Genomic DNA, 26546 nt, shown 5'->3' with positions numbered 1-26546 from the left:
TTCCCTCAGGGGCGCCGGGCGAACGCCGCCACGTCGAGCGGGGTACGGGCCACCGGCCGGCGCGGCGCCGTCAGCGCGATCGGCCGGCGGAAGGAGCCGTGGCGGGCGATCTCCCGGACCGTTTCGCGCAGCGCCTCCTGGAACCCGTCCATGGTGCGGCGGGCGGCCGGGGTGTCGGAGTAGATCGAGTTCATGTGCAGCCCGTCCGCGTCCCGCTGGAACCAGGAGCAGGCGCCGTTGGCCTGCGCCGACCATACGTGGGAGGTGGGCCGCCAGTCCTCGTGGCGCTCGGCACCCGGGCACTTGCGCATGTCGATGTACGAGAAGAAGTTCACCGGGTACGGCCAGGAGCGGGCGGCGAACTCGCGGGGCGCCAGCAGCTCCCAGGCCCGCACGAACGGTACGTCGACATGGCCGATCATCTCGCCGAAACCGGCCCGCACCGAAGCCATGACCTGCGTGAAGTCCCGTCCGGGCGAGGCGTCGAACTCGATGGGCATGGTGTTGACGAACCAGCCCACCGAGTTCGTCCACGCGGCCCGGCCGCGCTCGCTCACCGGCATGAACCCCCGGTAGACGCCAGGCCCGCCGGCCTCGCGCAGACAGACGGCGACGGCGGCCAGCACCCCCATGAACGGCTTGCCGTCGACCGCCAGACAGGCCTTCTCGAAGACCTCGGCCTCGGCGGCGTCCAGCAGCGGCGAGGCCTCGTTGACGATCGAGTACATCCGGCCCGGTTCCACGCCGAGTTCGAGCGGGAAGCGCGGGAAGAACTCACCGCTGCGCGCCATGAACCGCTTCCAGTACCCGAGCCGTTCGTCGTCGGCGTCGATGGAGAGGTAGCGGCGGCGCTGCTCCTCGGCGAAGTCCAGGTAGCTCGCCGCGGGCGCCGGGTCGATCGCCTCGCCGCGGCGCAGGGCCTCGTAGCCGCTCTGCACTTCCTGGACCACGATCGGCATCGACATGCCGTCGCAGACGATGTGGTCGAAGGCGAGGTAGACGGTCGCGGAGTCCTCGCGGAGCACCGCGCCCATCGTGAACAGCGGCCAGGACAGGGTGTCGATGCTCCGCTTGAACCGTTCGACGAGGAAGCCGGTCAGCTCCTCGGTACGGTCGAAGGAGGCCACCCGCACTGCGTCCAGGGCGAGTTCGTCGGCGGGGATCGGCGCGCAGGCCAACTCCCCGGCCAGCCGCCGGAACTCGCAGCGCAGCACCTCGTGGCGGCGTACGAACGCCAGCAGCGACCGGGTCAGTGCGTCCTCGTCGAGCACGCCCGCGACCTCGAAGGTGACCGCGATCCACGAGGCGACGGGGTCGTCGGCCGCACGGCTCTCCTCGGCGACGGTGAAGTGCTTGTCCTGGTTGAAGGAAGCCCTCCTGCCCGCCGCGCCGCCCAGCCCGTCGGCTTCCGCCGCTGCCGTGGACCGCAACCGCCACTCGACGACCCGGCCGGGTGCCATGTGGTGCATCTCCAGAGGAAACTGCCGCATTCCGTCATCCCTTCGCCCCCCGAGTCAACCCCGAGCCCCTAACGACACCCGGGCCACGGAAGTGACGCGCACCGGTCCACCGCGTCGATCTCCGCGAAGACGGCGGTCGGGGCGGGGTTCAGCGGCGGGAGCGCAGCAGACGGCGCAGGAGGGGAAGGCCCGGTTGCGGCAGACCTACTCCCGAGCGCCGCCCCCGTCGGGGCGCAGTTCGATGTGGTCCGCCGCGAGGTCCACCGCCACCCGGTGCTCCATCCCCAGGGCCTCCAGGAACTTCTGCGGGAGCTGCACCCGGCCCGTGCGGTCCAGCATCACGTACTCCCGCTCGCTCACCGACTCGGCGCCGTGCTCGTCGGTGACCGTGCGGCGCAGCACCTCGCTGCTCGTGCGGCCGTCGCGCATCGCCACGGTGCGCCGGACCTCGCCCGCGACGAGCGGGTCGTGGGTCACGATGACCACGGTGGCGCCCAGTTCCCGGTTGACCGTGCGGAACGCCTCGAAGATGGCCCCGCCCGTCTCGGAGTCCAGCTCGCCCGTCGGCTCGTCGGCGAGCAGCACCGCCGGGTCGTTCGCCATCGCCACCGCGATGGCCACGCGCTGCTGCTGGCCGCCGGAGAGCTCGGCGGGACGGCGACCCGCCAGGTCGCCGATCTCCAGGGCTTCGAGGAGTTCCGCGGTGCGGACCGCTTGGCGTTTGGCGGCGCCGCGCCGGGTCCCCTTCAGCTGCATCGGCAGGGAGATGTTCTGGGCTGCCGTCAGGAACGGGAGGAGGTTGCGGGCCGTCTGCTGCCAGACGAAGCCGACCGCCTCGCGCCGGTAGCGCAGCCGGTCGCGCGCGGACATCTCCAGCAGGTCGTAGCCGCCCACGCTGGCGGTGCCGGCCGTGGGGACGTCCAGGCCCGCCAGGATGTTCAGCAGCGTGGACTTGCCGCTGCCGGAGGCGCCGACCAGGGCCATCAAGTCGCCCTTCTGGACCGTCAGTTCCAGTCCCTGGAGGGCCTGCACCTCCACGCCGTCCGTGCTGAAGATCCGCACCAGGCGGTCGCAGGCGATGGCCGTGTCCGCGCCGTGGCGCAGCGGCTCGGCGGCGGCCAGGGCCTGCTGCCGCAGCTCCTCGAAGGTGGGCTGTTCGCTGTGGGCCGCTCGGTTCACCGCTGGTCTCCCGCTCTCAACTCGGTAGTGATCTGTCGCCTGCCGGATACCGCCGCCTCCGCGAGCACGGCCACCGCGACGAGAACCGCCAGGCCCAGCGCCTGGATCAGCACGGGTCGCGCGAGGAACCCCAGGCCGGTCGTGACCTTGGCGCCCACCAGCGTCGACAGGTCCACGGCCGGCCCCAGCAGGGCGACCGCGCCCGCCGCCGCCAGAGCCCCGCCGAGAGCGGCGGCCAGCGCCAGGGGCACCGACTCCGTGAGGATCAGCAGCACCCCCTGCCGGGGACGCAGCCCCATCGTCCGCAACCTCGCGAGCAGCGCCGCCCGGTCGGGGGCGGCGCGGACCAGGGTCAGCAGGACCGCGAGCAGCGCGAACCCGGCTGCTCCGGCCAGGGTCGCCCAGAACAGCCGCTCGGCCGAGCGCTGAAGCGGGTCGGAGCCCAGCTCGGCCGCCGCGGCGGCACTGGTACGGACGCGGTACTGCTCCTCGGACGCCGCCGGGTCGGCGGCGCGCACCAGCTCCCGCAGCCGGTCCTGATCGATCGGGCCGAGCGCCAACCAGCGGTTGGGAAGGCCCAGTTTGGGCATGGCGGCCGTGGCCGGACCGGCCGGGAGCACCACCGTGGTGGACCTGGCGCCCGGCCGGGCGGGGGTTCCGTCGATCATGCCGGCGACGGACAGCTGGATCTCCCCGCCGGCATCGGGCCGCAGCCGGTAGGAGCCGCCGTCCTCCGCTGCGAGGTCCCCGCTGATCAGCGCCGGGACCGGGGCGCCCGGGGCGCCGCCCGCGAGGAGCGCCGGATCGAACCGGCCGCGTCCGAGGGCGGCGGAGAGCTTCGCGTACGCCACCGGGTCGGCGATGATCACGGTCACCTGGGTGGTGCCCGGGTTGCTGCTGACCAGGAAGGCGTTGTCGTCGACCCACACGTGCAACGCCGTCCGTACGCCGGGCAGCTCGTCCGCGGCCTTCATGAGCGGCTCCGGGAGCCTGGCGCCGATCGCCGCGATCTGCGCGTCGCCTCCCACGGCCTCGCGCGCCACCTGCAGCCGGGAGTCCGCCACCGCGGTCAGCACCGTGGCGCCGAAGCCCCCGGTGGTGACGGCCAGCAGCAGCGCGATCAGCGGTAGTACGGACGGGCGCGCCCGCCCGCCGGTGCCCCGCGCGGCCCGCGCCAGCCCGAGGAACCCGACCAGCCCCGGGCCCCGTCCGGCGGCCCGGGCCACCGCCCCCACCAGGACGGGCTGGAGCCGGGCCAGCAGCAGGCCGCCACAGAGCGCGAGCAGCAGCGGGGCGGCGACCAGCAGCGGATCCACCCCGGCGCCGGCCGGGGCGACCCCGCGCGAGCGGACCTCGAACACGGCCGCCACGGTGGCGGCGAGGACGAGCAGCTCGGCGACCAGCCGCCGCCAGGGGCGCGCCCCGCGCTTCGGCGACAGCAGCACGGCCGCCCGTACGGGGACGGCCAGCAGCGCCAGGAGCGTGGCGGCCGAGGCGGCCAGCACGGTGCCCGCCGAGCGGGGGGTCGGCAGCAGGACCACGGCGAGCGCCGCGGCGAGCGCGGCGGCGGGCAGGACCGTGACGGCGCTCTCCGCGAGCAGCCGGCGCACGATGCCGGGGCGGGAGCCGCCGCGGGCCAGCAGCAGGCGCAGCTCCGCCTCACGCCGGTCTCCGGTGAGCCCGGCGGCCAGGCAGAACACCACGAACGCCACCCCGGCCACCCCGGCCGGGCCGATCGCGGCGAGCGGTGCGGCCGCCTGCTGACGGGCCCGGGCCTGCTTGAACAGCTCCGGAAGGGTGGAGCTGAAGCGCAGATCGCCGCGGTGCGTCTCCTCCTTCAGGCGCGCCGAGGTGGGTCCGGCCACGTAGGACGCGACCTCCTTGGCCGTCGCGGGCAGCTGATCGGACCGCAGGACACCGGTGTCGGCCGGGATCCGCCAGAAGTCCTGGGCGCCCGGCGCCCATTCGCCGAGCCGGTCGAGCGACTCCTCGCCCACGAGGCCCGTGGCCCGCCAGTACGGCTCCGGCGGTATGGTCGCGGTCTGCGTGAGGCAGGCGTGGGTGACGCAGCCGAGGTCGGTCCAGTAGGCATCGGCCTCGTCGTTCGCGGCGTAGAGCCCGACGACCTCCGCCCGGAGCGTTCCGGCTCCGCGCCCCAGACCTTCCAGCACCATCCCGAGCCGCGCGTTGATGCTCCGGGCGGCGCTCTGCGACAGGGCGATCGGGATCGGCCCGCCGGCCGCGGGGGCGCCCGGCCAGCGGCCCTCCACCAGCCGGACGTGGTCGGTGGCCTCGCGCAGGTGGTAGAGGGCGAGGGTGGGGGCGACGCGCGTGGGGCGGGTCAGTTCGGGGTTGCCGAGACTGCGCACGTCCGTGGTGGTGCCGTGGACCGGGCCGTCGGCGGCGACGCGGATGCGGGGGCCGGTCCGGGCGACCAGGGTGGCCAGCACCTCGTCGAGGTCCTTGCCCGTCTGGTTCCCGAAGCGGGGCTGCGAGGTGACGAGCAGGCTGGTCGAGCTCGGGCCGCGGGACTCCAGGAAGGAACGCAGCGCCTGGTCGGAGCCCCGGTCCTCGGCGCGCGGCAGGGCAGCGGCCAGCAGGACGGCCACGAAGGCCAGGGCCGCGCCGAGCAGGGTCGCGAGCGGGGTCGCGCGCAGCCGGGTCCGCACCCAGGGCGCGGGCGGGGACACGGGGGGAGCGGTGCGCGCGGCGGCCCCGGGCGGGGTCCTGCCCTCCGGTCCGCGCCGGTCGGTGTTCTTCGCGGCCGGCCCGGTCATATCTCCTCCACGTGCCGCAGCCGGTCGGCTGTCTTCAGGCTGTTCTTCTTGCGCCGTCCGCCGAACACCGCGGACAGCAGCGGTACGGCGGCGATGGCGGCGCCCAGCAGCAGGGTCTGCCCGGCGGGCAGGTCCACCAGCACCTCGGGCACCGGCCGGCCCCCTGCCGGAGTCAGCACCATCAGCGGCACCACCAGGTGGACGATGACCACACCGAGCCCCAGTCCGACCGTGGCGCCGAGGCCGACCAGTACGCAGCTCTCGGCCGTGGCCGTCCGGGCCAGGTCCCGGCGGCGGGCCCCCAGCGCCAGCAGCACCGAGAACTCCCGCGCCCGCTCACGGGCGGCCGCCGCCGCGGAAGCCGCGAAGCCGATCGCCGCCAGGACGGCGCAGGCCACCGCCAGTGCGGTGAGGGCCCCCTGCGGTCCCGCGCTGAGCGGGTCGTCCAGCAGGACCCGGGCGACCTCCTCGCGCAGCCGTACCTGCTGGGTGCCCGCGCCGGAGCGCAGTTCGGCGGCGGCGCGGGCCGGAGCCGGGTCGTCGGGGGAAGCGGCCGGCAGCCACCAGTCGGTGGGCATCGGCAGTTCCCGACCGCCGTTCGCCGCCAGCACCCGGCCCACGGTGCGCAGGTCGACGGCGATCGAGGTGTCCCCGGCGACGGGCAGCGAACCGATCGCGGAGGTGATCCGTACCGGCAGGGAGACCCCGTCCAGCGGGACGGGCACCAGATCGCCCACGCCCGCGCCGATCGCCGCCAGGTACGCGCGGGTGGCGATCCCGGGGACCTCGGCGGCCGGAGCGGGCCCCGGCGTCAGGCTGACCTGTACGCCGCCCAGCGCGCCCGAGCCGTCGCGGTAGCGCAGCCGGGCCAGCGCCGGAGCGCCGGACGCCGCCCCGGGGTCCGGGAGCAGTTCGGCGGCCGGGGTGCCGTCGTTGAGCGGGGGAGCCCCGAGCTTCCAGTCGGGGGCGGCGACGGCCACCGGAGCGGCCGCGCCGGTCATGGTTTCGGAGACCGCGAGGCCGCGTACCGTCAGTTCGTCGTAGATCTTGACGGTTTCGCCCGGCTTGCCGGAGCCCGGACCGGAATCGGGGTCGGCATTCGGATCGGCGCCCGGAAGCGGGCCCTCCCGGTCGTACGAGAACACGAACCCGGCCAGGCTCAGCGGGGCGGCGGCCGACCCGATCGGGGCGCCGACGAGCGAGCCGACGTCCATGGACGCGGTGGAGTCGCCGCTCTCGGTGAGCTGGACCATCGGACTCCGGTAGGTGAGGCCGAACCGGTCGCGCAGCAGCAGGCCGAGGCCGGGCCGGCCGCCCGCGCCGCTGGGGCGGACGGTGACGGCGAGGTCGATGCGCTGGGGGTGGCCCGGGAGCGGGATGCCGGCTGCGGCCGCCGCTCCCTGCTCCGGCGCGGGCGCCAGCGGAGCGAACAGCTCCCGCAGGTCGCGCCCGTCCCGCAAGTCGGTCCGCAGGGAAATCCGGTCGGCGGCGGCCGCCGTGTCCAGCGCCATCAGCTGCCCGGGGCGCCCGCCCGGCAGCTCCTGCTTCGTGCGGAGCACCGGGAGCACCCGCTCCCCGCCGGGCAGCGCCGCGTACCGGCCGCCCCGGCCCATCGGGGGCAGGTCGCTGCCGGATATCAGCAGGCCCCCGGCGGTGGTGAAGTCGGCCTGGTCGCGCTGGGACTGGGACCAGGCGGTGTGCTGACCGAGGGCGAGCACCCCGCTGGAGACGGCCAGGACCAGCAGCAGCACCGGCCCGGTGGCCCGGCCCGGCCGCCGGGCGAGCTGCCAGCCGACGAGGGCCGGCCCCAACCCCCGGCCCCGGGCGGCGATCCGGGCGCCCAGCCGCGCCGCGAACGGCAGCAGCCGCAGGACCAGCAGGGTGCCCGCGCAGAGCGCCAGCGTCGGGGCGGCCACCAGCACGGGATCCACGCCGAACAGTCCGTCGGCCTCCGCCACCGGCCCGGAGTGGCCGGCGCCGTACCGAGAGAGCTGCTCGTAGGCGAGCACGGCCAGCGCCACCAGCGCCAGGTCCGCGCCGGAGCGGACAGCCCCCGCGACGAGGGCCTGGCGGCGGCCCGCCCGGTGCAACGCCGCGGCCGCGGCCCCGCGCAGGGCCACGGGCAGGGTGATCAGGACGGCGCACCCGAGGGCGCAGCCGGCCGCGACGGGCCAGAGCAGCCAGCTCCCGGTGATGGTGAAGGGGACGTGCGCCAGCGACCCGTAGCCGCCGAGCAGACGCAGCAACGGCGGGGCCAGCAGCGGCGCGAGGACGGCCGCGGGCAGCGCCGCCAGCAGCGACTGGGCCGCCGTGAGGGCGGTGAGCCGGCGGCGCGAGGCACCGCGCGCGGTGAGCAGGACGCGCTCGCTCTCCTGCCGCTCCGTCAGCAGGTGCGATACGAGCAGCAGCGCGGCCCCGGCCAGGACGGCGAGTTGGAGCGCGCCGACGAGCAGGGTGGAACGGGCCACGGTCAGACCGGAGTGCAACTCCCCGAGCAGGACCGGGAGCTGGGTCTCCGGGTGCAGGCCGGAGGTGCGCTCGATCCCCTCGACGGCCTTGGCCGCCCGGGCCCGGACCGCCTCCGCCCCGGCGGTGTCGACGCCGGCGAAGTCGGGGGTGAGGAGCACGGCGCGGTTGTTCTGCGTCAGCCCCCCGGCGGTGAACGCGGAATCGTCCACCAGTAGCGGCCCGTACGTGGTGAAACTGCCGACCTGCAGACCACGGCCGCCGAGCGGATCGAGCCGCCAGTACGGCGCGTCGGGTTCGGCCGGCTGGTAGACGCCGGTCACCAGCACCGTCAGCGGGGAGCCGCCGTACCGGTCGTCGAGGCGCACCTCGGCCGGCAACGCGCCCTCGATCAGCCCGAGTCGGGCCAGCGTCGCCTTCGGCGCGGCCACGGGAACACGGCCGGCCGGTCCGGAGACCGGTCCGGTCACCGGCTGCGGCCAGGCGCCCGCGAGGAGCCGTACGCGCTCCTTGGCGAAGGACGCCATCAGGGTCAGGTCGGCGTCCTTGCCCGGGGTGCGCGCGCCGGGCAGCCCGTACGAGCGGCTGCGCGCCACGCTCTCGGAGCCGGCGGGCAGCGGGCCGAACAGCTCGCGCGCGAAGTCCCGTACCGCCGCGTCGTCCTTGGGGCGGTCGGCCGTCGGATGCGTACCGGTGACCAGTACGGTGCTGCGCGCGTGGCCCGGGCCCCGGAGGGACTGGCGCAGTCCGGCCTCGCCCACACCGCGGGTGAACGCGAAGAGCGCGGTGAGCACCGTGGTGGTGATCAGAACGGTGAGCAGTACAGCGGCTGCGAGCGGCAATCGCCCGCGCAGCCGGCGCACGACGAAGCCGAGCATGAGCCTGTTCCTCCCCCGCACCGGACGTGGCATCCCGGATAGCGGACGATGTTGCCAGATTCGAACAGATAGCGGAAGGGACTTGCGTGAATGGTGCATCAGGTGAACAAATCGACGGGGACGGGCATGACGGGCACGCAAGGGCGCGTCTTCGGACACGGGGGAGCCGCAACATGACGCAGCATCAGCAACGGGAGTCACGGCAGGAGTCACAGCAGGAGTCGAAGCCACAGCGGGAGGGCGACGCCGCCACGGAAGCGCCGATGGTGGTCGTGGACGGCGTGCGACGCAGCTTCGGCAGCGGACCGCAGGCCGTCCACGCCCTGCGCGGAGTGTCGTTCGAGGTCCGCCGCGGCGAACTCACCGCGCTCAAAGGGCGGTCGGGATCCGGCAAGACCACCCTGCTGAACCTGGTCGGCGGCCTCGACACCCCGACCGACGGCAGCGTCCGCCTCGACGGCACCGACCTGGCCGGCCTGGACGAGGAAGGCCGCCTCGCGCTGCGCCGCGACCGGATCGGCTTCGTGTTCCAGTCCTTCGGCCTGATCCCCGCCCTGACCGCCGCCGAGAACGTCGGGGTCCCGATGCGGCTGCGCAAGATTCCGGCCAAGCAGCGCGAGGAGCGGGCCCGTACCCTGCTGGCCCTCGTCGGCCTCGCGGAGCAGACCGAGCAGCGCCCCGGCGAACTCTCCGGCGGGCAGCAGCAGCGGGTGGCCGTCGCCCGCGCCCTCGCGAACGAGCCCGACCTGATCATCGCGGACGAACCGACCGGCCAGCTCGACTCCGACACCGGCCGCCAGATCATGCGGCTGCTGCGCGCGGTGGTGCGCAGCGAAGGGGTCACGGCGCTCGTCGCCACCCACGACCCGGTCCTGATGGAGCTGGCGGACCGGGTGGTGGAACTGCGCGACGGCCGGATCGTGGACGTGGTGGCGGAGGCCGGGGCGCCGGGCACCCCTTAGGGGCGGGGCGGGCCGGATTTCGTCAGGAGGTTCAGGCGCAGGGCGAGTTGGAGCTCCAGCGCCCGGGCGGGGGAGTTCCAGTCCTCGCCCAGGAGCTGGCGGATCCGGTCGAGGCGCTGCACCACCGTGTTGACGTGGATGTGCAGGGCGTCCTTGGCCTTCGAGAGGCTGGCGCCGTGCGTGTAGTACGCCTGGAGGGTGTGCACCAGCTCGGTGCCGCGCTGGGCGTCGTAGTCGATGACCGGGCCGAGCACCTGCTGGACGTACCCGCCGACGTCGCCGCGGTCGCCGAGCAGGAGCCCGACGAAGCCCAGATCGGCGAGGGCGGCGCCGTAGCCGGTGTGGCCCAGCGCGTGCAGGGCCTCCAGACAGCGCAGGGCCTGCGCGTACACGGCCGGCAGGCCGCCCGGATGGCCGGCCGGGCCGGCGGATCCCACGGTGACGGGCGCGCCCAGGGCCCGGCCCAGCTCCGCGGCCAGGGACTGCGCGAGGTCCCCGGGCCGGTCGGCCGGGGCGAGGAGCACGATGTGCCCCTCGTGTAGCCCGGCCAGGCCGTCGAGGGCGCGCGCGTGCCGGGCCGTCTCCGCGGAGAGCCGGGGCCGCAGGGCCGTGTCGCAGTGCAGCACCAGGATGGCGTGCGGGCGTGCGAGGTCGACGCCCAGTTTGCGGGCCCGGATCGTCTGGCTGCCGCTGTCGCGGGTGCGCCCGGGGCTCTGCGGGGTCAGCAGGTCGCTGAGGAGTTCGCCGCGGACCCGGTCCTCGGCGTGCGCCACCGACCGGCGCAGCAGCAGCAGGAGCGCGGTGACCAGGCCGGTGCGCTCGAACAGCCGCCGGTCGGTGTCCGAGAGGTCCGCCCGCCCCGTCAGGGCGATGCTGCCGAGGAGCTCGGGCCCGGCCAGGACGGCGCACACCCATACTCCGTCCACCGGAACGGCCCGGCCGCCGGACCGCGAAGCGGCGACCCCCTGGGCGGGCGGGCCGATCGGTTCGGTGGCGACCCGGGCCAGTTCGGCCCCGTCGGCATCGTGCACCACCAGCCCGCCCCGCAGCAGCGCGGCCACCTCCCGGGCCACGTCGGTGACGTCCCCGCCGCGCAGGACCAGGTCGGTGAGCCGGTCGTGGGTCTCGGTGGCCAGCCGCATGGCCTCGCTGTGCGCACGCGCCGTCTCGGTGGCGGAGTTGAGCTCCACGAGGGCCGTCCGCGTCTCCTCCAGCAGCCGGGCGCCGTCGATGGCCACGGCCGCGTGGTCGGCGAGCGAGGACAGCAGCGCGACCGCGTCGGGGGCGAAGTCGCGCACCGAGCGGTCGGCGGCGTAGAGCACCCCGATCACGCGCGTGCCCACCCGCAGCGGGACGCCGAGGATGCCCCGCAGCCCCTCCTCGCTCACTCCGGAGTCGATGGTGCTGGTGTGCCGGAAGCGGTCGTCCACGCGGTAGTCGGCGCTGGCGTACGGGCGGGCGGTCTGCGCGACGAGGCCGCCGAGCCCCTCGCCCATGCCGAGCCGCAGCTGCTGGAAGGCGGCGGACACGGAGCCGTCGGTCACGCGCATGAACGTATCGCCCACGACCGGGTCGTTGAGCGTGAGGTACGCGACGTCCGTGCCCAGCAGGGTCCTGGCCCGCCGCACGATGGCCCGTAGCACCGCGTCGAGATCGCGCAGCGCCGCGAGGTCCCCGGCCGTGTCGAAGAGGGCGGTGAGCTCCGCCTCGCGCCGACGGTGCTGCTCCAGGGTGCGGCGGATGTCCAGGGCGACCCCGGTCGCCTCCTCGACGAGGGCCTGCGCTTCGGCCGGTGCCCCGGCGGTACGGGCCTGCGCGCCCGGCCGGGCGAACTCCTCGACGGGGGCGCCCTGGGCGAGCAGGTCGAGGAGCCGGCGCAGCGCGGCCACGGGCTCGGTGGAATCGATCACGGGGGCCATGCTGGCAGCCCTTCGGTGCGGGTGCGGGGACGGGGTCCGCCCGCCGCCCCGGGAGCACCGGGCACGGCGGGCGGACCTGGGCGTGGCAGGCCGGTCTGAGGCTCTCGGGCCTCAGTTCTCAGGCTTCAGGCGGAATCGGAGACCGCGGAGGTGGACCGCCCGGCGTATCCATTGCCGGCGACAGCCCGGCCCTGGGTCTCCGCCTTCGGCCGGGACAGGTCCCGGCCCCGGGTCTCGCGGGCGAGGGCGACGGTGATCGTGGTGACGACGGCGGCCGCGGACAGGTAGACGGAGACCGGCACCGAGGAGCCGTAGTCCTTCAGGAGCTCGACGGCGATGATCGGGGCCAGCGCGCCCGCGACGATCGAGGCGAGCTGGGAGCCCATCGAGGCGCCCGAGTAGCGGACCTTGGTGTCGAACATCTCGGAGACGAAGGCGGCCTGCGGCCCGTACATGGCACCGTGCAGCAGCAGCCCCGCGGTGACGGCCGCCGTGATGACGGCGAAGGACTTGGAGTCGACCAGGGCGAAGAACCCGAACGCCCACAGCGCCATCCCCACCGAACCGATCAGCGTCACCGGCCGGCGCCCGATCCGGTCCGAGAGCGCGCCCCAGGCGGGAATGGTGACGAAGTGGACGGCCGAGCCGATCAGGAGGGCGTTGAGCGCGGTGGTCTTGGGGAGCCCGAGGTGGGTGGTGACGTAGACGAGGAGGAAGGAGGTGAGGACGTAGTACGAGATGTTCTCGCCGAACCGGGTGCCGATGGCGGTCAGCACCTGCCGCCAGTCCTTGCGGAACACCTGAACGACGGGCGCCTTCTCCTCGACCGCGCCGCGCTCGGCCTCGGCCTGCGCGGCGAGGAAGACGGGCGACTCGGAGACGGAGAGCCGGATCCACAGCCCGACCACCACGAGGACGCCGGAGAGCAGGAAGGGGACGCGCCAGCCCCAGGCGAGGAACGTGGCGTCCGACTGCACGGCGGCGAGCAACGCCAGCACCCCGGTGGCCAGCAGGTTCCCCCCGGGCGCCCCGGACTGCGGCCACGAAGCCCAGAACCCCCGGTGCTCGGCCCCGCCGTGCTCGGAGACGATCAGCACGGCCCCGCCCCACTCACCGCCCAGCGCGAACCCCTGCACCAGCCGCAGCACGGTCAGCAGGATCGGAGCGCCCACCCCGATGCTCGCGTGGGTGGGCAGCAGCCCCATCGCGAAGGTGGCGCCGCCCATCATGACCAGGCTGAGCACGAGCAGCTTCTTGCGCCCGACCTTGTCACCGAAGTGCCCGAACACCACCCCGCCCAGCGGCCGGGCCAGGAACCCGATGGCGTAGGTGAGGAAGGCGATCAGGGTCCCGGTGAGCGGATCGGCGGTGGGGAAGAACAGCTTGTTGAAGACCAGCGCCGCGGCGGTCCCGTAGAGGAAGAAGTCGTACCACTCGATGGTGGTCCCGATGAGGCTGGCGGCGACGATCCGCCGGATTCCGGATGGAGCCTTCGGGTCGGTACCGGTGGAGGCCATGTGCACCACTTCCAGGGTGTCTGCGGGGACGTCGGGTGTGGCCATAACGTAGGAGTCCGCAGGTCAGCGGTATATGTGGCGCACCATCACAATCAACCCCACCTGAGTGTGACGCACCACCACATGGCCCGAGCCAATCCCCTCGGAGCGCTCCGGAAGTGGGTGGGAAGCCCCTGCCGGAATTGCAGAGTTGCGCCCATTTTGGGGGTGCGGTGCTGGTTCCCGTGCTGGTTTGGTGCTGGTTCGGTGTCACCTGAAATCCCACGTCAGCACCCCTCGCAACCCACCCCGTGCTGGTTTGGTGCTGGTTACGCTGCGTTGAGCAAGGCGCGTTTGTGGACGAGGGAGCGCAAAGCGGAAGCGGCGGAGAAGCAAGGTTTGATCTCGCCTCTCAGGCCTGCTTTGTGCCCGGCGTTGGCTGGTACGCCTCGGTATCCAAACTCGAGTGCGCGCGTCCTGGACGAGGTCGGGCGAAGCCCACATCGACGGTGTCCCGGTCCTCCAACTCGATGCTCTACCTCGGCTGCGGCTGCGCGGACCGGCCTCTGGCTACCGCCGACTGGAGCGCCTACCTCGCAGCCCGTTGACAGTCGGCACTCGCCTTGTCGGATGTGGCCCGGGTGGGCGGCTGCCAGGAATTTCAGCACAGGAGATGGCGCCCGGCCTTCGCCAGTTCTGGAGCCAAGGGTCGCTTGCAGACTATGCAGCGCAGGGCGCCCGGCGGCAGTCGAGGTGCCGGCAGTGGCTTCGGGTGCCGGTCGGCCTCCTCGCGTCGCTGCTGTGCCTCGCGCAGCTGGCGGGCGTACCGCGCTGCGCTCTCCCGCCGCTCCGCCGCCTCCTCGCGGGCTTCGTGCTGGGAGTCGCTCAGCTTCTGTTGCAGGCTCGGAGGCAGCACGGCGCCATGCTGGTCCAGATTCAGGTCGCCGAGTGGTACGGCCTGCCGTTCCAGGTCGTCGAGCGCGCATGGTGGATGGTGCAGACCGAACACCGCCGGGTCGCTCACCTCCCACCACCGGTGCGTCTTCTGGTGCGCCCGGCCGAAGGCCGTCCATACTGTGCCCTTGGATGGGACGTAGAACCACACAGGTAGACCCTCGGACAGGACGACGTGGGGGAAGTGCACGCCGGGCCGCCAGAACCAGACGTCGACGATGCCCTGCCGTCGATAGTCACCGTGTCTGGCGCGCCACGCGTCATCGGTCATGAGCATCCGCTGCGCCTCCAGCGCGAGGCGAGTGCCGCCCTCCAGCCGCACGGCAACGTCTGCGCGGCGGTCCTGGTCCGGGGTCCACTGCTCCAGGCGTACCGCGGCTACGCCCGGGCGGCTGTGCGCCCACCGGGCCAGTGTGTGCTTGGTGGTGATGTGCCAGACCGTCTCAGGATGGTGACCGCCCTCGGGAGCCTGCCCGGGCGGGTGCGCGAAGTGCGTACGCACTTTTCCGCCCAGGCGCCCACGGGTCAGCAACGGCACACGGGTGCCTACGGGTGCCTCGAACCCGTGAAAACAGTAGAAGCACACCAGTTGCCCCGTGCCCCCGTAGCCACGCCGCCTCCAGTACTCCGGCGGCTGCTCGGCCACGTGTACTTCGTGCCCTGTTTCCAGGTCGAAGCCGACCACCAGTAAGTCGTCCTGCACGCTCCACCCCTCCCGTATCGCGGCCATGATCCAACTACCGGGCATCTAGGACCAGGGGGCATCAGGACCGGGTGGTGTACGGGTTGGACTCGGGACGGGCCCGAAGGTCGAAAAGCGTGACGTCGGGGCAGCGGCCGGCGATGGGTTCTCGCCGACTCTGTCAACTCGTCGGATCCCAGGTTCCTCCACGGCCCGCACGACCCCCTTCATATTCGTCACTGTGACGTGAATTTGCCTGAACCAGGCTGCTTTTCAACCTGGCTCTGCGATGCTGGAGGTCGATCGAGAGGGGCCGCAGCGATGCAGTGGAAGATCCACGGTGAACGTCCGATCTACGAAAACAAGTGGGTGAACCTGTGGCTCACCGACATCGAAACGCCGGACGGTCACCGCTGGGAACACCACGTCGTCAAGCTCCGTCATCTGGCCGTGGCTGCTGTCATCAACGACCGCCAAGAGGTCCTGATGATGTGGCGCCACCGCTTCATCACGGACGCGTGGGCCTGGGAGCTGCCCATGGGCCTGGTGGAGTCGGACGAGACGCCCGGCGAGGCTGCCGCTCGAGAAGTCCTCGAAGAGACTGGCTGGCGTCCAGGCCCGATGAAGCCGCTGATCTACGCCGAACCGGCGAACGGCATCACCGACTCCCAGCACCACCTGTTCCGTGCCGACGGCGCTACGTATGACGGTCCGCCGACTGAGAAGAACGAGTCGGACCGGATCGAGTGGATCCCGCTTGCGAATATCCGGGGCATGATCGACCGCCGCGAGATTGTCAGCAGCGGATCCCTCGTCGGCCTCCTCTACGTCCTGATGGACGAAGGGGTTCGCTGACCCGGCGGGGGAAGCATCGCCCGTAGGCGTGCCTCGAAGGCGACCGCGGCCGGCACCTCGCGATAGGGCGCAAGCTGCTCGTAGAACTCGCGAAGGTGCCCGGTCACCCGCTCGGACGACACTGCTGCGGCGGGCACCAGTGCCTCGATCGCCGTGTGGCACGCCTGGTCGAGCTTGCCGCGCTGGAGCTGCGTACGGGCCAACCAGAAGGCGTGGAACGCCCTACCTCGCTGGTTCGCGGGGTCCTCCCGCTCCAGCGCGTCCGCGATCAACGGTTCGGCAATCGCCGCCTCGCCGAGACGGCCGTGCGCGATGCCCGTGTCTACGATGAGCTTCGGCTCGTCGAAGTACGTCACCCATGCCGGGTCCGGGTCGTCCGCCCTGATCCGGTCGTACTGACTGTGTGCCTCGGAGATCGCGGTGTGGGTCGCTGTCCGGTCACCCAAGGTCGCGTGGGCGAACGCCTCACGCATGGCCAGCATGGCCCGGACTCTCGGCGTCGTGCCCATGGCCGCTCGGGCCTGGTCTTGGGCAGCGGACACCAGCGCGAGCGCGTCCGCCGGCTTTTCCTGGTAGGTCGCTTGCAGGCTCATGCAGGCCAGGACGTTGGCCATGAAGGGATGGTCGTCAATCTCCCTGGCCAGTTGCAGAGCCTCCGAGAAGTACGCGCGGGCCTGGTGGTACTGCCGAGCATCGAAGTACGTCCACCCGGTCAGCCGCGCCAGCTCCGCCGCGATGCCGTACAGGCCGTGCTGGATCGGCGTGGGCCGCTGGTCCTTCAGCAGCCCTTCGACGTATCGCAGCTGGCCAACGACAGCGGGCCGGAGCGTCTCGCCCCCGTGTTCGTCGTCGCGACGCCAGTAGTCCTCGATCGAAGAACGCAGGGCGTGCAGTGTGGATGGGCTCGGGTTGGTCCCGGCGGCCAGGGCCAGGATGCTGTCCACCTCCACGCCCGGTAAGGCGCTGAGGGGCTTCGGCTCAACGGCCACGTGACCGAACTCCGGCCTCTCCCGCTCGGCCACGGCCAAGACAGCCGGCGTCTCCCACGTGCGGCGGGCAAGCCCGAGCATGTGCCCCGGGATGCGCAACCCATCGGCGATCCGCTCGATCACTTCCATGTGGAGGAGCTGCCGCCGGCCCGCGATCACCTCACCCACTCGGCTCGGCGTCAGCTCGCACTGCCGCGCGATCATCGACGGGTAGATGCCCGCCCGCGTCTTCACCAGCCGGAAGACCCTCGCGAAGTCACGCACGCGGCAAGCGTCGATCATCTCGGGCTCGGTGAGCAGACTCGCCGGGAGTTCCTTCGTGCGACGTGACTCGGGCATCGGGGCACGCTCCGGAGGAAGACTACGGATCGCTTCAAGGTCTCAACCAAACGTGATGTTACCCAAGTTGGGTAATCCGCTGGACCTTTCTGGTCACTCCTACCGCTGGCGATCCTTCTGCACATGGCGAAGCGACAGAGGACGACCGCCTTGGAGACACACGGTGGCACTCCTGACTCAGAGCGAACGGCCCTCGGGGCGACCCCGGCCCTGGACGCCGAACCCCGCATCTTGATGGACCTCCGGGTGTCCCGGGATTCGGGCCGGACATGGACGCGAAGCACACGGGTTTTGGAGGGGGAGCCGTTCGACATCCTCTCCAATCCCGGTCGCTACCCCCCGTGCGAATGCCCCCGCTGCGGCGGTACGTCGGCGCCGGCCCGCGCCCTTCGGCCGGCATCCATCACGCCGGGAGCGGCGTAGTGACAGCCTCCTGGCGGTGAAGACCCCCATGGAGCGGGATCCCCGGATTCATGGCGAGCGCCGTGGGGGTGGCGCCAACAGCTCACCGTGATCCTCTACGCCGCTGCCGTCACCGTCCTGGTGGTCACCCTGGCCATCGCTGGTGATCCCGGCCGCTGACCGGCGACCGGCTTCCGGCACGAATCCCGCCTTCGCTCGATCCGTGGCTTCGCGTCACCCCCCATCTCCTCACCGGCCCGGGAACAACAGGGCGCTGGTGAGGCACGCCCCATCGGGGCTGGGTCGGCACCTGTCGGCCCTGGACTTCCAGGAAATGGAGACACACATGGCGGCACAGAGGGAAGACCTGCTGATCGGCGTCGAGAGCCTGATCAAGGTCCAGGACCGCTTCACCGCTGCGGCGGCGGAGTCCGACTCCACCGGCACCTCCGCGGGCGACGACGGCGAGAACCGCGACGGCCTGAACCTCCCGCAGGAGTAGCCCCGCCAGTACGCCTCAGCACCACCCGGGGGCCCGTCATCCACGGCGGGCCCCCGGCCTTCACCCGCCATGACGCCGACCGGAGGAACACGTGGACCACCACTTCGTCACCGCACTGGAGAAAGCCCTCGGCTGGGACGGCCCCAGGGAACTCGGAGCCGCTTTCGCCCGGGGAACGATCGAGGACCTTGGCCTGCTCGATCGCCTGCTCAACCCCAGGAAGTTGCTGGACCTGGTGATGCGCCGCAGCGTCACCACGCCCCAGTTCCGCATCTTCCAGGACGGGGCCGAACTGCACCCCGGGCGCTACATCCACCCCGCCGTCACCCGGCGGGGACAGGCCATCCCCATGGCCGACATGCGCCGCTTCGGCGCGCTCATGCGCGAGGGCTGCACCATGGTCTTGGACGAGGTCGACTTCTTCGACCCGGCCATGGAGGCCACCTGCCGTGCGCTCCAGTGGTGGGCCCGCGAGCTGGTGCAGGTGAACGCCTACCTGACCACCCAGGACGCCAGCGGCTTCAAGCTCCACTGGGACGACCACGACACCCTGATCGTCCAACTCGCCGGCCGCAAGAGCTGGGAAGTCCGCGGCACCTCGCGCAAGGTTCCGATGTACCGCGACTCCGCCCCCAACGCCGAACCCAGCGAGGAAATCGTGTGGCAGGGCGTCATGAAGCCCGGCGACGTGATGCACATCCCGCGCGGCTTCTGGCACCAGGCCACCCGGGACGACCAGGGCGACGGCTACAGCCTCCACGCCACCTTCGGCATCGTGAAGCGCGTCGGCGTGAACTGGCTGGCCTGGCTCGCCGACCAAGCCCGCACACAGGATCTGTTCCGGTACGACCTGGACCGCTGGAACTCCCCGGGCCAGTGGGAGGGGCAGCAGCGGCTCTTGGCCGACGCCGTCGCCGAGATGGCCACGAAGCTGACTCCGCAGGACTTCTTCGATGCCCGCGAGCGGGAGCGGCTGGCCGCCCGGCACGTCCCGGCCACCGGCCTGTTCGGCAAGACCGCTGGCGTCGTGTGCGTCACCGACTTCGAGCCCGTGATCGAGCAGCACCACGACACCGTGGACGTCCTCGCCGCAGGCAAGAAGCTCACGTTCGCCGGCAAGGCGTACCCCGCCCTCGCCCTGCTGCTGAGCGGCCACCCCGTCGACATCGCCGACGCCACCGAGAAGACCGGCCTGGACGTGGAACAGCTCGCCGAGATCCTGCTGAAGGAGGAACTGTGCACGGAGCTGACCCCCGCCTTGTCCTCGGCCTACACCGGTCTCGTCACCACCGAGACATCCTGACGGCCGCCCTCGACCTCGGCGTCACCGCCCTGGACACCGCAGCTCCCTACCTCGGCTTCCGCTCGCACGCAGTGCTCGCCGAGACGGCCGCCGATCTGCTGCCGAAGTTCACTCTCTCCACGAAGGTGGGCTTCTTCCCGAGCGCCGGAGGCGCTGAGCACTCCCTTGATCCGGTCCGGCTGCGGCTGGCCATCGAGCGAGCGGCCCAGGAGCTCGGCCGGGAACCCAACACCGTGCTCCTCCACAACCCCGAACGGAGCCTCGCGGGCCTGTCCCCGGCCGATGGCCACGCCCTCCTCGGCATCGCCTGCAATGCCCTGGCCGACGCCGCCCGCGACGGCCTCTGCGGCGCCTGGGGTGTGGCCTCCTGGGATACCCGATCGCTCGGGACGGTCCAGGTGGACGACCTGCCGTCCCCGGACGTCCTGATGGTCCGGGCCGGGTTCCTCGTGGGCATCGACCTACTCGACGCCACAAGCGTCCTGCGCACCGCCTGGCAGGCGGGCGAGACCTGGGGCATGAGCCCCTTCGGTGGCGGCCACAGGAAAGTGTGGGAGGAATTCGACCCCCGGCCGTTCCTGCGACCGCCTCACGGGGATCTGTCGCGCAGACAGGCGACGTTCCGGACCGCGTTCCACCTGCCCACCGCCTCCGCGATGGCGGTCGGCACCGACGACCCCGGACATCTGGCCCAGTTGGTGCGGGCCCTGGGCGCCGAGGTGGACACCGCCGCCGTCAGTCAGTATCTCCGCGCCCTCCATTCACACCGTCAGAGCTGAAGCTCGGCCACCAGACGCTCGGCCTCCTTCCGGGCCGGCGCCAGCAGCGGGTCCTCCTGATACGCGTAGGGTCCGACGATCTTCGACAGGAAGAACAGCGACATCAACTTGCCGTCCCGGCTCTCCAAGTCCGAACGCCGCTCCTGGCGGACGCGGTCCGCGAGACCCGGGACGGCAAGCGCGTTGCCCCACAGCGTTGCGGCGTCCAGGCCCCGGGGCGCCATGCCCCAGTCCTCCCAGTCGATGAGGGAGAACTCCGGCCCCATCACGTTGGCCCACGTCAGATCCGCATGAGCCGGCGCCCACCGCTCGATCCGCGTATTGGCCACCCCGGGAAAGGCCGCCCCGAGGGTCTGGGTCACTTGCTCCTGCGTGATCGTCACCGTGTCCGGCGTCGCGATCCGCGGCGTCTGCTGTGAGGCAAGCGCGTCCAGCGAAGCGTTCAGCGCCTCCCACCACGCATCCGGCAGGCCCGGGTCTTCGAGCACCAGGGCACCCTTGCCGACAGACGGCGATGGAATCAGCTCCAGCTCGTCCGCGCGCCACATCACCGGCTCACCCAGCTCGCGCCAAGCCACGCCCTGGTACCACTCGGGCATCGCGACCCCTTGCAGCACCGCGGCGGCCTCGGTCCCGTTCCAGCCTTGCGGGCCGATCCGCTCGAATCCTCGCCGCTCGATACGCACCCATGTACCCCGCTCCGTACGGCCGCCCAAGGAACGGCGCTTGCGTACCAGCTCCTGCCGATCCAATTGCACATGCAGGGCCGATTCCACCCGCTCCAGTACGTCTTCCACCGGCTGACGGCGCAGATCCACCTGGGCAGCAACGGGCAGGGATCCAGTCATCACGACCTCCTCGGCGAACGGGTGACCGTAGCAGAGGGAGGCGCACTGGCACGATCTATGCGTCAACACAGAGCGCATCAATCTCCGCCCCGTTGCTGGTCGTTGCCAGGGCGGAAATGTGCTGGACGAGGGCTTCCGCGTTCATTGGACATGGCTCGACGATCAGGGGCCACCACTGGCTCTCTCGTGTGGCGTAGCGGTTGCCTGCCTTGGAGACGAGGGACCGTGCGTGAGTGATGACGTTCCGTGGCGCGCTCTGGAGACCGGTAGGGCGCGCAGGTCTGATCAGGGCCTGAAAGGCTTCGGGAGGAAGAGGCTGTGGATTCCACCCTGATGCTGCAGTACCAACCCGTTGCAGCCCGAGCAGTCAGCCTGAAGGTGCGGGAACAGTGGCGGGATTCTTGCGCCCCCTGTCCAGTTCAGTCGTGCGGGCCGCGCACACCGGGGCCGGCGAGCAGACTGCCCCGGTAGGGCCGCTACGGCTATCAGCGACGAGGGGTGGGGCACGTGGCACGGTTGGAGTATCTGATCAGCGGCGAGCGCTTCCGGACACAGAAGGCGCTAAGGGAACGGGTACGGGGGATCATGAATTCCTACCGCTACGACGAGGTGGTCGGCGAGGCCGACGAGGAGTTCCTGCGGGACCTGATCACTCGCCACCCGGACTACGAGGCGAAGGCGGGCGTGGGGGTCGGTGGATTCGTGGTGGTACGGACCGAGTGGAACAACCGCGGGCTGATGCTGGTCCGGATCGACGGCTCGGAGATAGACATCTCGTGGGAAGAGTGCCTCAAGGCAACGCCTCACGCGCAACAGGTGCGCGGGTGCCTGCGTCGGGCGGTCAAGGAACAAGTCATCGCAGTAGTCACCGAGGCGTTCGTGCAGGGGCCGGTGTTGTGCGCGGTCACGGGGGACAGCATCGCCTCGCCCCGCGAAGCGGACGTGGATCACTACCAGCCCGTGTTCGAGGAACTCGCTGAGAGCTTCATCCAGGAACACGGCGGCCTGGAGGCCTTCGCCATCGCCCCCGACAATGTGGCTGGCTTCTCAGTTGCTGAGCTGGGAAACGCGGCGCTCGTCACAGACTGGCAGGAGTACCACCGCAAGCACGCCAACCTGCGCGTCGTCACCAAGCATGCCAACCGGTCAATCCTCCGCAGGAAGACCCAAGACGGGTGAGGGCTGTCTGAGGCTGAAGGTTGGCTCTGGGGCGGGCCCTTTGAAGTTGTCGGCTCGGGTGTGAGGCATCGTCCTTGCGTCGTGAGGGACAGGGGGTGGCGGTGTCCTTCCACGATGCGGCGAACCCGTGATTTCCGAATTCACGGGACGCCTATTGGATGGCGTTCGGTGGCACACGGACTGGTTGGCTTCGCGCCAATGGTGGCCACTCACCCCTCCGAGGGGCTGCGTGCGCCGGGGAGAGGCGCGGCGGCTGGCCGAGTGCACTGGACTCGGAAGGCCTCGAGCCGTTCACCCGGTCAAGGCAGGAGGGTGTTGAGCCGGGTGAACAGCCTGCCCGCGCGGAGGGCAGTTGCCGCGTCAATCCGGTCGAACAGGTCCGCCTGTTCCCGCAGCAGGGTGGCCGCAGGACGGTAGTGGTTGAAGCGGCCCTTGGAGGGATTGCGCTTCTTGAAAACGGCTTCGACCTGCCGGACGATGCGAGGGTCGTTCGGGTTGAGGTCATCGGCCATGATCGGCTGGGTGAGGTCATTGCGGTAGGCGCGGTTGACCAGTTCCAGGTAGAAGGGTCGGTCGAAGAGATCCTCGATGTCCGCGTCCGCGGTGCCGGTGAACTCGCTGACCTGGACGAGGCCGCCTGAAGCCAGCTGGCCGTTGTCGCGGAGCCGCTGAACAGCGCAGGTGTCCTTGGTGCTGGAGTCGGTCAGCACAGCGACGTGCAGCTTGTTCGCGCCGAGGAGGGTGACGAAGGTGGACAGCTTGCCTGCCCCGCCGATGGGGGTCTTGACCCAGCGCGGGTCGAGCCCCTCCAGGCCCTGTGCCTCGGCAGCCTCGCTCAGCACGTCGAGGTAGATCAGGTCGCTCGGGCCTTCGAGCAGCAGGGTGTGCTCGCCGACGAAGAGGGTCTGGGTCATCTCGATGCCCATGGCGGTCAGCAGCGGGAACGCGGTGTCCTCGTCGGCGCGGAAGATGTCCTCCGACACCTTCGTGCCGGCCCGGTCCTGGTCAATGACGGTGCGGACCTGGTGCAGGCGGCCGGGCGAGATCATGAACGGCGAGTGCGTGGTGTAGAGCACCTGGTGCTTGGGGGCCAGCCGCTCGTCGATGAGCCGCAGGAAGTCCTTCTGGGCGCAGGCGTGCAGCGACAGGCCCGGCTCATCCAGGAGGATCACCAGGTCGCTGCTGGTGCCCTCCTCGAGCTCATTGAAGTAGGCCAGGAAGGAGAAGAACCAGACGAAGCCGCGTGAGCGCTCGTCGAAGGGGACGGAAGCGCGGTGTCGCCGGTTGTGGACGCGGATCTGCAGGATCGGCCCCTGATCCAGTGGCGGTGTGGCACCGCTCTCCGGCGGGAGGATCTCCAGCTTCACTTCCAGTTCATCGCTCTGCGACCAGTAGTCGAACACCTCATCGGAGATGACGTTGCCGGCGTTCTCGAGTTCCCGGATCAGCCGCTCGTGCTGTTCGGTCTCCTGGAAGTCTTCCGGCTGGATCCCGGCCATGCTCAGCAGGCTGAGCAGGGCCCGCTCGCCCCGCGTGATGCTGCTGTTGTCGCGGCGGGCAATCAGGTCGGGGATCGAGACCTTGCCGGGCATTGAGTCGTAGTCGTCGAAGTAGACGAACTTCGGCATTTTCGGTGAAAGATGCTGGTCGATCACGTAGAGCTCGACGTTCTGGCCCCGCCAGCCGCGCATGAGGGAGGCCAGTGCCGTGGCTGCCGCGGGAATCTCCTCGGTCCCGAGGGATTCGAGACCCTCTAGCAGGGCATGGATCGTGGACGCCTGCGCGACGGTGGGTGCGGCGGCGGACTGCTGGTCCAACCGGGTGCGCAGGTGGGTGGTGATGGCAGCCTCGTCGCAGTCGATGTCGAAGACCTCGTCCGCGACGCGGTAGCCCTTGGCGACCGTGAACTCCCGGCTTTTCAGGGCACCGGGTCCCAGGTCGGCTTCGACCGCAGCGAGCTCGGCGTCGTCGAGGCGGAAGGATGCCTCGACGACCGGGATGAGATCGTTGGCCGGGGCTTGCTTGCGCTGGCGGGTAAGCCGGGCGGGGTAGTCGATCACCTCGTCGAAGTCGGCCGAGGACTCCACCGGCCGCATCCGGTAAAGAACCCGCAGGAGGTTCGTCTTGCCGGACTCGTTCTTGCCGACGAGGGCGGTGACGTCGCGCTCGATGCGGAATTTCTCGGAATCCTCCACCGAACGATAGCTGGAGACACGGGCACCGGTCAGTTCCATATGTGGCGGTCCTTACTCGAAGTGCGAGGGGACCGGGGCGGTGCCGAGCAGACAGCCCACCGGTGCCGGGCGGCCCGCAAGCCGCCCGACTACTGGCCGGGTAGCGTCCAGATGTCAGTCAGGAGAGCCCCCGGGGCCGTCACCCGAGAAGGCCCCGGGGCCTTCTCACGTGCTGCTGCTGAGGGTAGCTCTCACCACTGACATTCCCGTGGCGGTTTTCCTGACCCCTGCCAGCCCGACGAAGGCCGCGGAGAACCGCGAAGGACACTAGCGATCCGGGTAGCGAACCCGTCCGGAGCGTCAGCTCCACGAACGCGCTGATAGGCGACAGGCGATCAGCCCTGAGGGAAGCGCGGGAACGCGTCGTACTCGGCGTCCCCCGGCTGCCAGACTGCCTCGATCCGGTCTCCTGGGACATCGGCCTCGTAGTCGATCTGGAACCCGACCCCCTCGAACCCCAGGTAGCTGCCGACGAAGTGATAGATCAGCTCCCGGTACGACAGCACCGCGACGGTGGGATCTGAGGCATCCAGCAGAGCCACGACAAGCGCCGGCCGCCCCAGCTTCTTGACGCGGTCGCTCGACGAGTCGCTCCAGAGCCCGCTGCTGTACTGGGCCTCTCCGCCCCAGAAGCTGAACTGGTCACCGATCCGCCGGTCATGGAGAGGCCGCTGGTTGCCGACGACGCAGACCTTGCCAACGCGGTACTTCACGTACGGGTCCGTCTTGAAGACGCTCGACTCACGCAAAGCCTGATGCTCCTCGGCCGTGATCACGCTGGACGCGAGTGCCCTGTCCTGGCGGGCTTGTACGAGTTCCTGGGTCAGACGCCGCAGCCCGCTCCGCTCGACGTCGGCTACCTCGTAGTCGAGCAGGCGCGTCGCGTGGAACGTGCGCAGCAGCCGGCCGACGAGCAGCTCGCGCAGACCGGTGTCGAGGTCGCCGAGCTCGCCGCCGTCGTCTAGCAGCTCCGCGTAGGTCGTGGCACCGCCCGCGATGTCGACCGCGGCCTCCACATAGTCGGTCAGCTCGTCCGGCCAGTCGCCGGGGCGGTCTATCTCGATGATCTCGGCAGCCATGGGCGAACCCAACCACACGGCGGGGCTGTAGCAGAGGGGCGCCTGATTGCAACCTGCCCGGAGCCCGGGCGGCCGGTTGGGGGCACGGCTGGGTGCTCTGGGTAGGCTGCGGCAGCACCTCCGTAGGGGCGCTGGGGACTCGCCAGTCAGCGGCGCCGAAGGCTCTCACGGACTCGGTCGAAGATGGGCTCGGCTAGACCGACCGCGTGGCCAAGGGTCGTGGTGAAGGCAGCGACATGTTCGCGGACCTGAGCTTCTCTCCCCGGCGGGAGGGCGAACATTGCGGCGCTGGCCCCCGCTCGCGCCTCTAGCTGTGTCCGATCGTTCTGATAGTTCGTCCACTTGCGGCGGAACTCAGTGCGGGTCGCGAGGAGCACTCCCGGCGAGATGCTCTCTGTCTGGAGGTACCGCGTGACTTCGAGTTTGAGCATCCACAGGGCTACCGCATGGTCGAAGGTCATCGGCATCTCAGGGAGTCCGATGACCCGCTCGTCCAGGCGCGGAAGCCCATCGTCACGCCAGGGCGAGGCGAGGTCCCGCATGGCCGACCCGAGTAGGTTCCAGCGTGGCTGTTTCGTCCGCTCTCCATCGATGAGCAGCGCCTGAACATGCCGGCGTTGGCGCTCCGGGGCCTCGGGGTGGGCGAACTGATCGACGATCGCACGGGCGGCGGCCTCGCGCCGTGACGCGCTGCTGACGCCGGCGCTTCGTGCGTATGTCCGGAACCCTCGGCGGGCTTGCTCGTCTGTGATCACGGTGTCGTAAGTGGGCCAGATGTGGAGGTTGACGGGCACGACTGTGTGGTGCGGAACGCGGGCGAGCGGGGACCGTTTCTTCGCTTCGATGATTCCGTGGAAGAGGCGACGCTGCTCTGGCAGGAACACCCTGGTGGCGCTGCCGTGCTGGGTGAACTTGCGGAACGCAGGTGGAGCGAGCAGTCCGTGCTCCACCCAGTCTTTGATCATGCGCGTGCTGGCCTGGGTGACTCCGAGGTCTCGGGCGTCGGAGACCAGGTCCTCGGCGGTCGCCGCGGCCACGTCCACCTGATGGTTGGTCACGCTCTGGAACGTACACCGAGATCCTGCATCTTCTGCGCGACTTGAGCGGGGCCGAGCGGCGATGGTGAAGGCGTGCTAAGGGCACGCCCCCGCGCCGAGGCGTTCTTGGCGGGATCTTCGGCGCGGGGACCGACCGACCAACATCCCCGAAGGGCTGTCATGTCTCAACGTAAGTGTCGATCCGTAGGCCGGCCAGCATGCACTCG

The 26546-nt window shown here is 71.1% G+C and carries 18 protein-coding genes; 6 read left to right on the top strand and 12 right to left on the bottom strand.

The annotated features are described in order from the left end of the window. Window positions 1–5 precede the first annotated feature (5 nt). The 4 genes from ACFXDJ_RS04205 to ACFXDJ_RS04190 form a co-directional block, all read right to left on the bottom strand. Window positions 6–1490 (bottom strand): condensation domain-containing protein, encoded by a 1485-nt coding sequence (locus ACFXDJ_RS04205; protein ID WP_384847704.1) that lies wholly within the window; start codon window positions 1488–1490, stop codon window positions 6–8. Window positions 1491–1664: 174 nt separating this feature from the next. After that, window positions 1665–2639, bottom strand: a complete 975-nt coding sequence (locus tag ACFXDJ_RS04200; RefSeq protein WP_384659312.1) for an ABC transporter ATP-binding protein — start codon at window positions 2637–2639, stop codon at window positions 1665–1667. Then, window positions 2636–5416, bottom strand: coding sequence for a hypothetical protein (locus ACFXDJ_RS04195; protein ID WP_384847701.1), 2781 nt, complete (start codon window positions 5414–5416; stop codon window positions 2636–2638). Before ACFXDJ_RS04195 ends, ACFXDJ_RS04200 begins: the two co-directional genes overlap by 4 nt. Next, window positions 5413–8760, bottom strand: coding sequence for an FtsX-like permease family protein (locus tag ACFXDJ_RS04190; RefSeq protein WP_384655072.1), 3348 nt, complete (start codon window positions 8758–8760; stop codon window positions 5413–5415). The genes ACFXDJ_RS04195 and ACFXDJ_RS04190 overlap by 4 nt, the downstream gene beginning before the upstream one ends. A 263-nt stretch (window positions 8761–9023) precedes the next feature. Here ACFXDJ_RS04190 and ACFXDJ_RS04185 point away from each other — a divergent pair, with 263 nt between their 5' ends. Then, a complete protein-coding gene (locus tag ACFXDJ_RS04185) occupies window positions 9024–9722 on the top strand; it encodes an ABC transporter ATP-binding protein (RefSeq protein ID WP_384655115.1) in 699 nt (232 codons plus the stop codon). Here the strand turns inward: ACFXDJ_RS04185 and ACFXDJ_RS04180 are convergent. From ACFXDJ_RS04180 to ACFXDJ_RS04170, 3 genes are all read right to left on the bottom strand, one after another. Beyond that, window positions 9719–11641, bottom strand: coding sequence for a helix-turn-helix domain-containing protein (locus ACFXDJ_RS04180; protein WP_384655113.1), 1923 nt, complete (start codon window positions 11639–11641; stop codon window positions 9719–9721). The two genes, ACFXDJ_RS04185 and ACFXDJ_RS04180, sit on opposite strands and share 4 nt — an antisense overlap. Window positions 11642–11766: 125 nt before the next feature. Then, entirely contained in the window at window positions 11767–13158 is a 1392-nt protein-coding gene (locus ACFXDJ_RS04175) for an MFS transporter (protein WP_384649026.1), read from the bottom strand. Window positions 13159–13798: 640 nt separating this feature from the next. Beyond that, window positions 13799–14794 carry a competence protein CoiA family protein gene (locus ACFXDJ_RS04170; protein WP_384648873.1) on the bottom strand — a complete coding sequence of 332 codons (996 nt, stop codon included), beginning with the start codon at window positions 14792–14794 and terminating at the stop codon, window positions 13799–13801. A gap of 300 nt (window positions 14795–15094) precedes the next feature. Here ACFXDJ_RS04170 and ACFXDJ_RS04165 point away from each other — a divergent pair, with 300 nt between their 5' ends. Further along, window positions 15095–15628 (top strand): NUDIX hydrolase, encoded by a 534-nt coding sequence (locus tag ACFXDJ_RS04165; protein ID WP_384648875.1) that lies wholly within the window; start codon window positions 15095–15097, stop codon window positions 15626–15628. Here the strand turns inward: ACFXDJ_RS04165 and ACFXDJ_RS04160 are convergent. Next, window positions 15598–16956: a helix-turn-helix domain-containing protein gene (locus ACFXDJ_RS04160; RefSeq protein WP_384648877.1), complete on the bottom strand. Its 1359-nt coding sequence runs from the start codon at window positions 16954–16956 to the stop codon at window positions 15598–15600. The genes ACFXDJ_RS04165 and ACFXDJ_RS04160 overlap by 31 nt on opposite strands. A gap of 748 nt (window positions 16957–17704) precedes the next feature. Here ACFXDJ_RS04160 and ACFXDJ_RS04155 point away from each other — a divergent pair. The 3 genes from ACFXDJ_RS04155 (at window position 17705) to ACFXDJ_RS04145 (ending at window position 19942) form a co-directional block, all read left to right on the top strand. After that, on the top strand, window positions 17705–17860 hold the full coding sequence (locus ACFXDJ_RS04155) for a hypothetical protein (RefSeq protein ID WP_361765286.1): 156 nt from the start codon (window positions 17705–17707) through the stop codon (window positions 17858–17860). Between the two features lie 91 nt (window positions 17861–17951). Further along, the gene (locus ACFXDJ_RS04150) at window positions 17952–19163 is read left to right on the top strand and encodes a JmjC domain-containing protein (RefSeq protein WP_384648879.1); all 1212 of its coding nucleotides are present in this window, start codon (window positions 17952–17954) and stop codon (window positions 19161–19163) included. Beyond that, complete coding sequence (locus ACFXDJ_RS04145) at window positions 19097–19942, top strand: aldo/keto reductase (protein WP_384648881.1); 846 nt, start codon at window positions 19097–19099, stop codon at window positions 19940–19942. Before ACFXDJ_RS04150 ends, ACFXDJ_RS04145 begins: the two co-directional genes overlap by 67 nt. Here ACFXDJ_RS04145 and ACFXDJ_RS04140 read toward each other — a convergent pair. After that, the gene (locus ACFXDJ_RS04140; protein WP_384648883.1) at window positions 19933–20790 is read right to left on the bottom strand and encodes a hypothetical protein; all 858 of its coding nucleotides are present in this window, start codon (window positions 20788–20790) and stop codon (window positions 19933–19935) included. The two genes, ACFXDJ_RS04145 and ACFXDJ_RS04140, sit on opposite strands and share 10 nt — an antisense overlap. 507 nt (window positions 20791–21297) lie before the next feature. On the opposite strand from ACFXDJ_RS04140, the gene ACFXDJ_RS04135 reads away from it, so the two are divergent. After that, a complete protein-coding gene (locus ACFXDJ_RS04135; protein ID WP_384648885.1) occupies window positions 21298–21969 on the top strand; it encodes a DUF3223 domain-containing protein in 672 nt (223 codons plus the stop codon). A gap of 299 nt (window positions 21970–22268) precedes the next feature. Here ACFXDJ_RS04135 and ACFXDJ_RS04130 read toward each other — a convergent pair whose 3' ends face one another. The 3 genes from ACFXDJ_RS04130 to ACFXDJ_RS04120 form a co-directional block, all read right to left on the bottom strand. Next, the gene (locus tag ACFXDJ_RS04130; RefSeq protein WP_384648887.1) at window positions 22269–24203 is read right to left on the bottom strand and encodes an AAA family ATPase; all 1935 of its coding nucleotides are present in this window, start codon (window positions 24201–24203) and stop codon (window positions 22269–22271) included. Window positions 24204–24538: 335 nt separating this feature from the next. Next, window positions 24539–25282: a hypothetical protein gene (locus ACFXDJ_RS04125; protein ID WP_384648889.1), complete on the bottom strand. Its 744-nt coding sequence runs from the start codon at window positions 25280–25282 to the stop codon at window positions 24539–24541. A 146-nt stretch (window positions 25283–25428) separates the two neighbouring features. Then, the gene (locus tag ACFXDJ_RS04120; protein WP_384648891.1) at window positions 25429–26340 is read right to left on the bottom strand and encodes a hypothetical protein; all 912 of its coding nucleotides are present in this window, start codon (window positions 26338–26340) and stop codon (window positions 25429–25431) included. Window positions 26341–26546 lie beyond the last annotated feature (206 nt).

The sequence above is a fragment of the Streptomyces sp. NPDC059443 genome (genome assembly GCF_042750105.1).
In the GTDB taxonomy this organism is placed as follows: Bacteria; Actinomycetota; Actinomycetes; order Streptomycetales; family Streptomycetaceae; genus Streptomyces.
Note: the sequence above shows the minus strand (reverse complement) of the source record. Positions and strands in the feature narration are given on the sequence as shown.

Excerpts from the sequence above, each read along its gene's own strand:
- ACFXDJ_RS04205 (WP_384847704.1), bottom strand. The coding sequence starts at position 1,490 with ATGCGGCAGTTTCCTCTGGAGATGCACCACATGGCACCCGGCCGGGTC.
- ACFXDJ_RS04130 (WP_384648887.1), bottom strand. The coding sequence starts at position 24,203 with ATGGAACTGACCGGTGCCCGTGTCTCCAGCTATCGTTCGGTGGAGGAT.
- ACFXDJ_RS04180 (WP_384655113.1), bottom strand. The coding sequence starts at position 11,641 with ATGGCCCCCGTGATCGATTCCACCGAGCCCGTGGCCGCGCTGCGCCGG.
- ACFXDJ_RS04155 (WP_361765286.1), top strand. The coding sequence starts at position 17,705 with ATGGCGGCACAGAGGGAAGACCTGCTGATCGGCGTCGAGAGCCTGATC.
- ACFXDJ_RS04185 (WP_384655115.1), top strand. The coding sequence starts at position 9,024 with ATGGTGGTCGTGGACGGCGTGCGACGCAGCTTCGGCAGCGGACCGCAG.
- ACFXDJ_RS04140 (WP_384648883.1), bottom strand. The coding sequence starts at position 20,790 with ATGACTGGATCCCTGCCCGTTGCTGCCCAGGTGGATCTGCGCCGTCAG.
- ACFXDJ_RS04190 (WP_384655072.1), bottom strand. The coding sequence starts at position 8,760 with ATGCTCGGCTTCGTCGTGCGCCGGCTGCGCGGGCGATTGCCGCTCGCA.
- ACFXDJ_RS04165 (WP_384648875.1), top strand. The coding sequence starts at position 15,095 with ATGCAGTGGAAGATCCACGGTGAACGTCCGATCTACGAAAACAAGTGG.
- ACFXDJ_RS04195 (WP_384847701.1), bottom strand. The coding sequence starts at position 5,416 with ATGACCGGGCCGGCCGCGAAGAACACCGACCGGCGCGGACCGGAGGGC.
- ACFXDJ_RS04175 (WP_384649026.1), bottom strand. The coding sequence starts at position 13,158 with ATGGCCTCCACCGGTACCGACCCGAAGGCTCCATCCGGAATCCGGCGG.
- ACFXDJ_RS04125 (WP_384648889.1), bottom strand. The coding sequence starts at position 25,282 with ATGGCTGCCGAGATCATCGAGATAGACCGCCCCGGCGACTGGCCGGAC.
- ACFXDJ_RS04160 (WP_384648877.1), bottom strand. The coding sequence starts at position 16,956 with ATGCCCGAGTCACGTCGCACGAAGGAACTCCCGGCGAGTCTGCTCACC.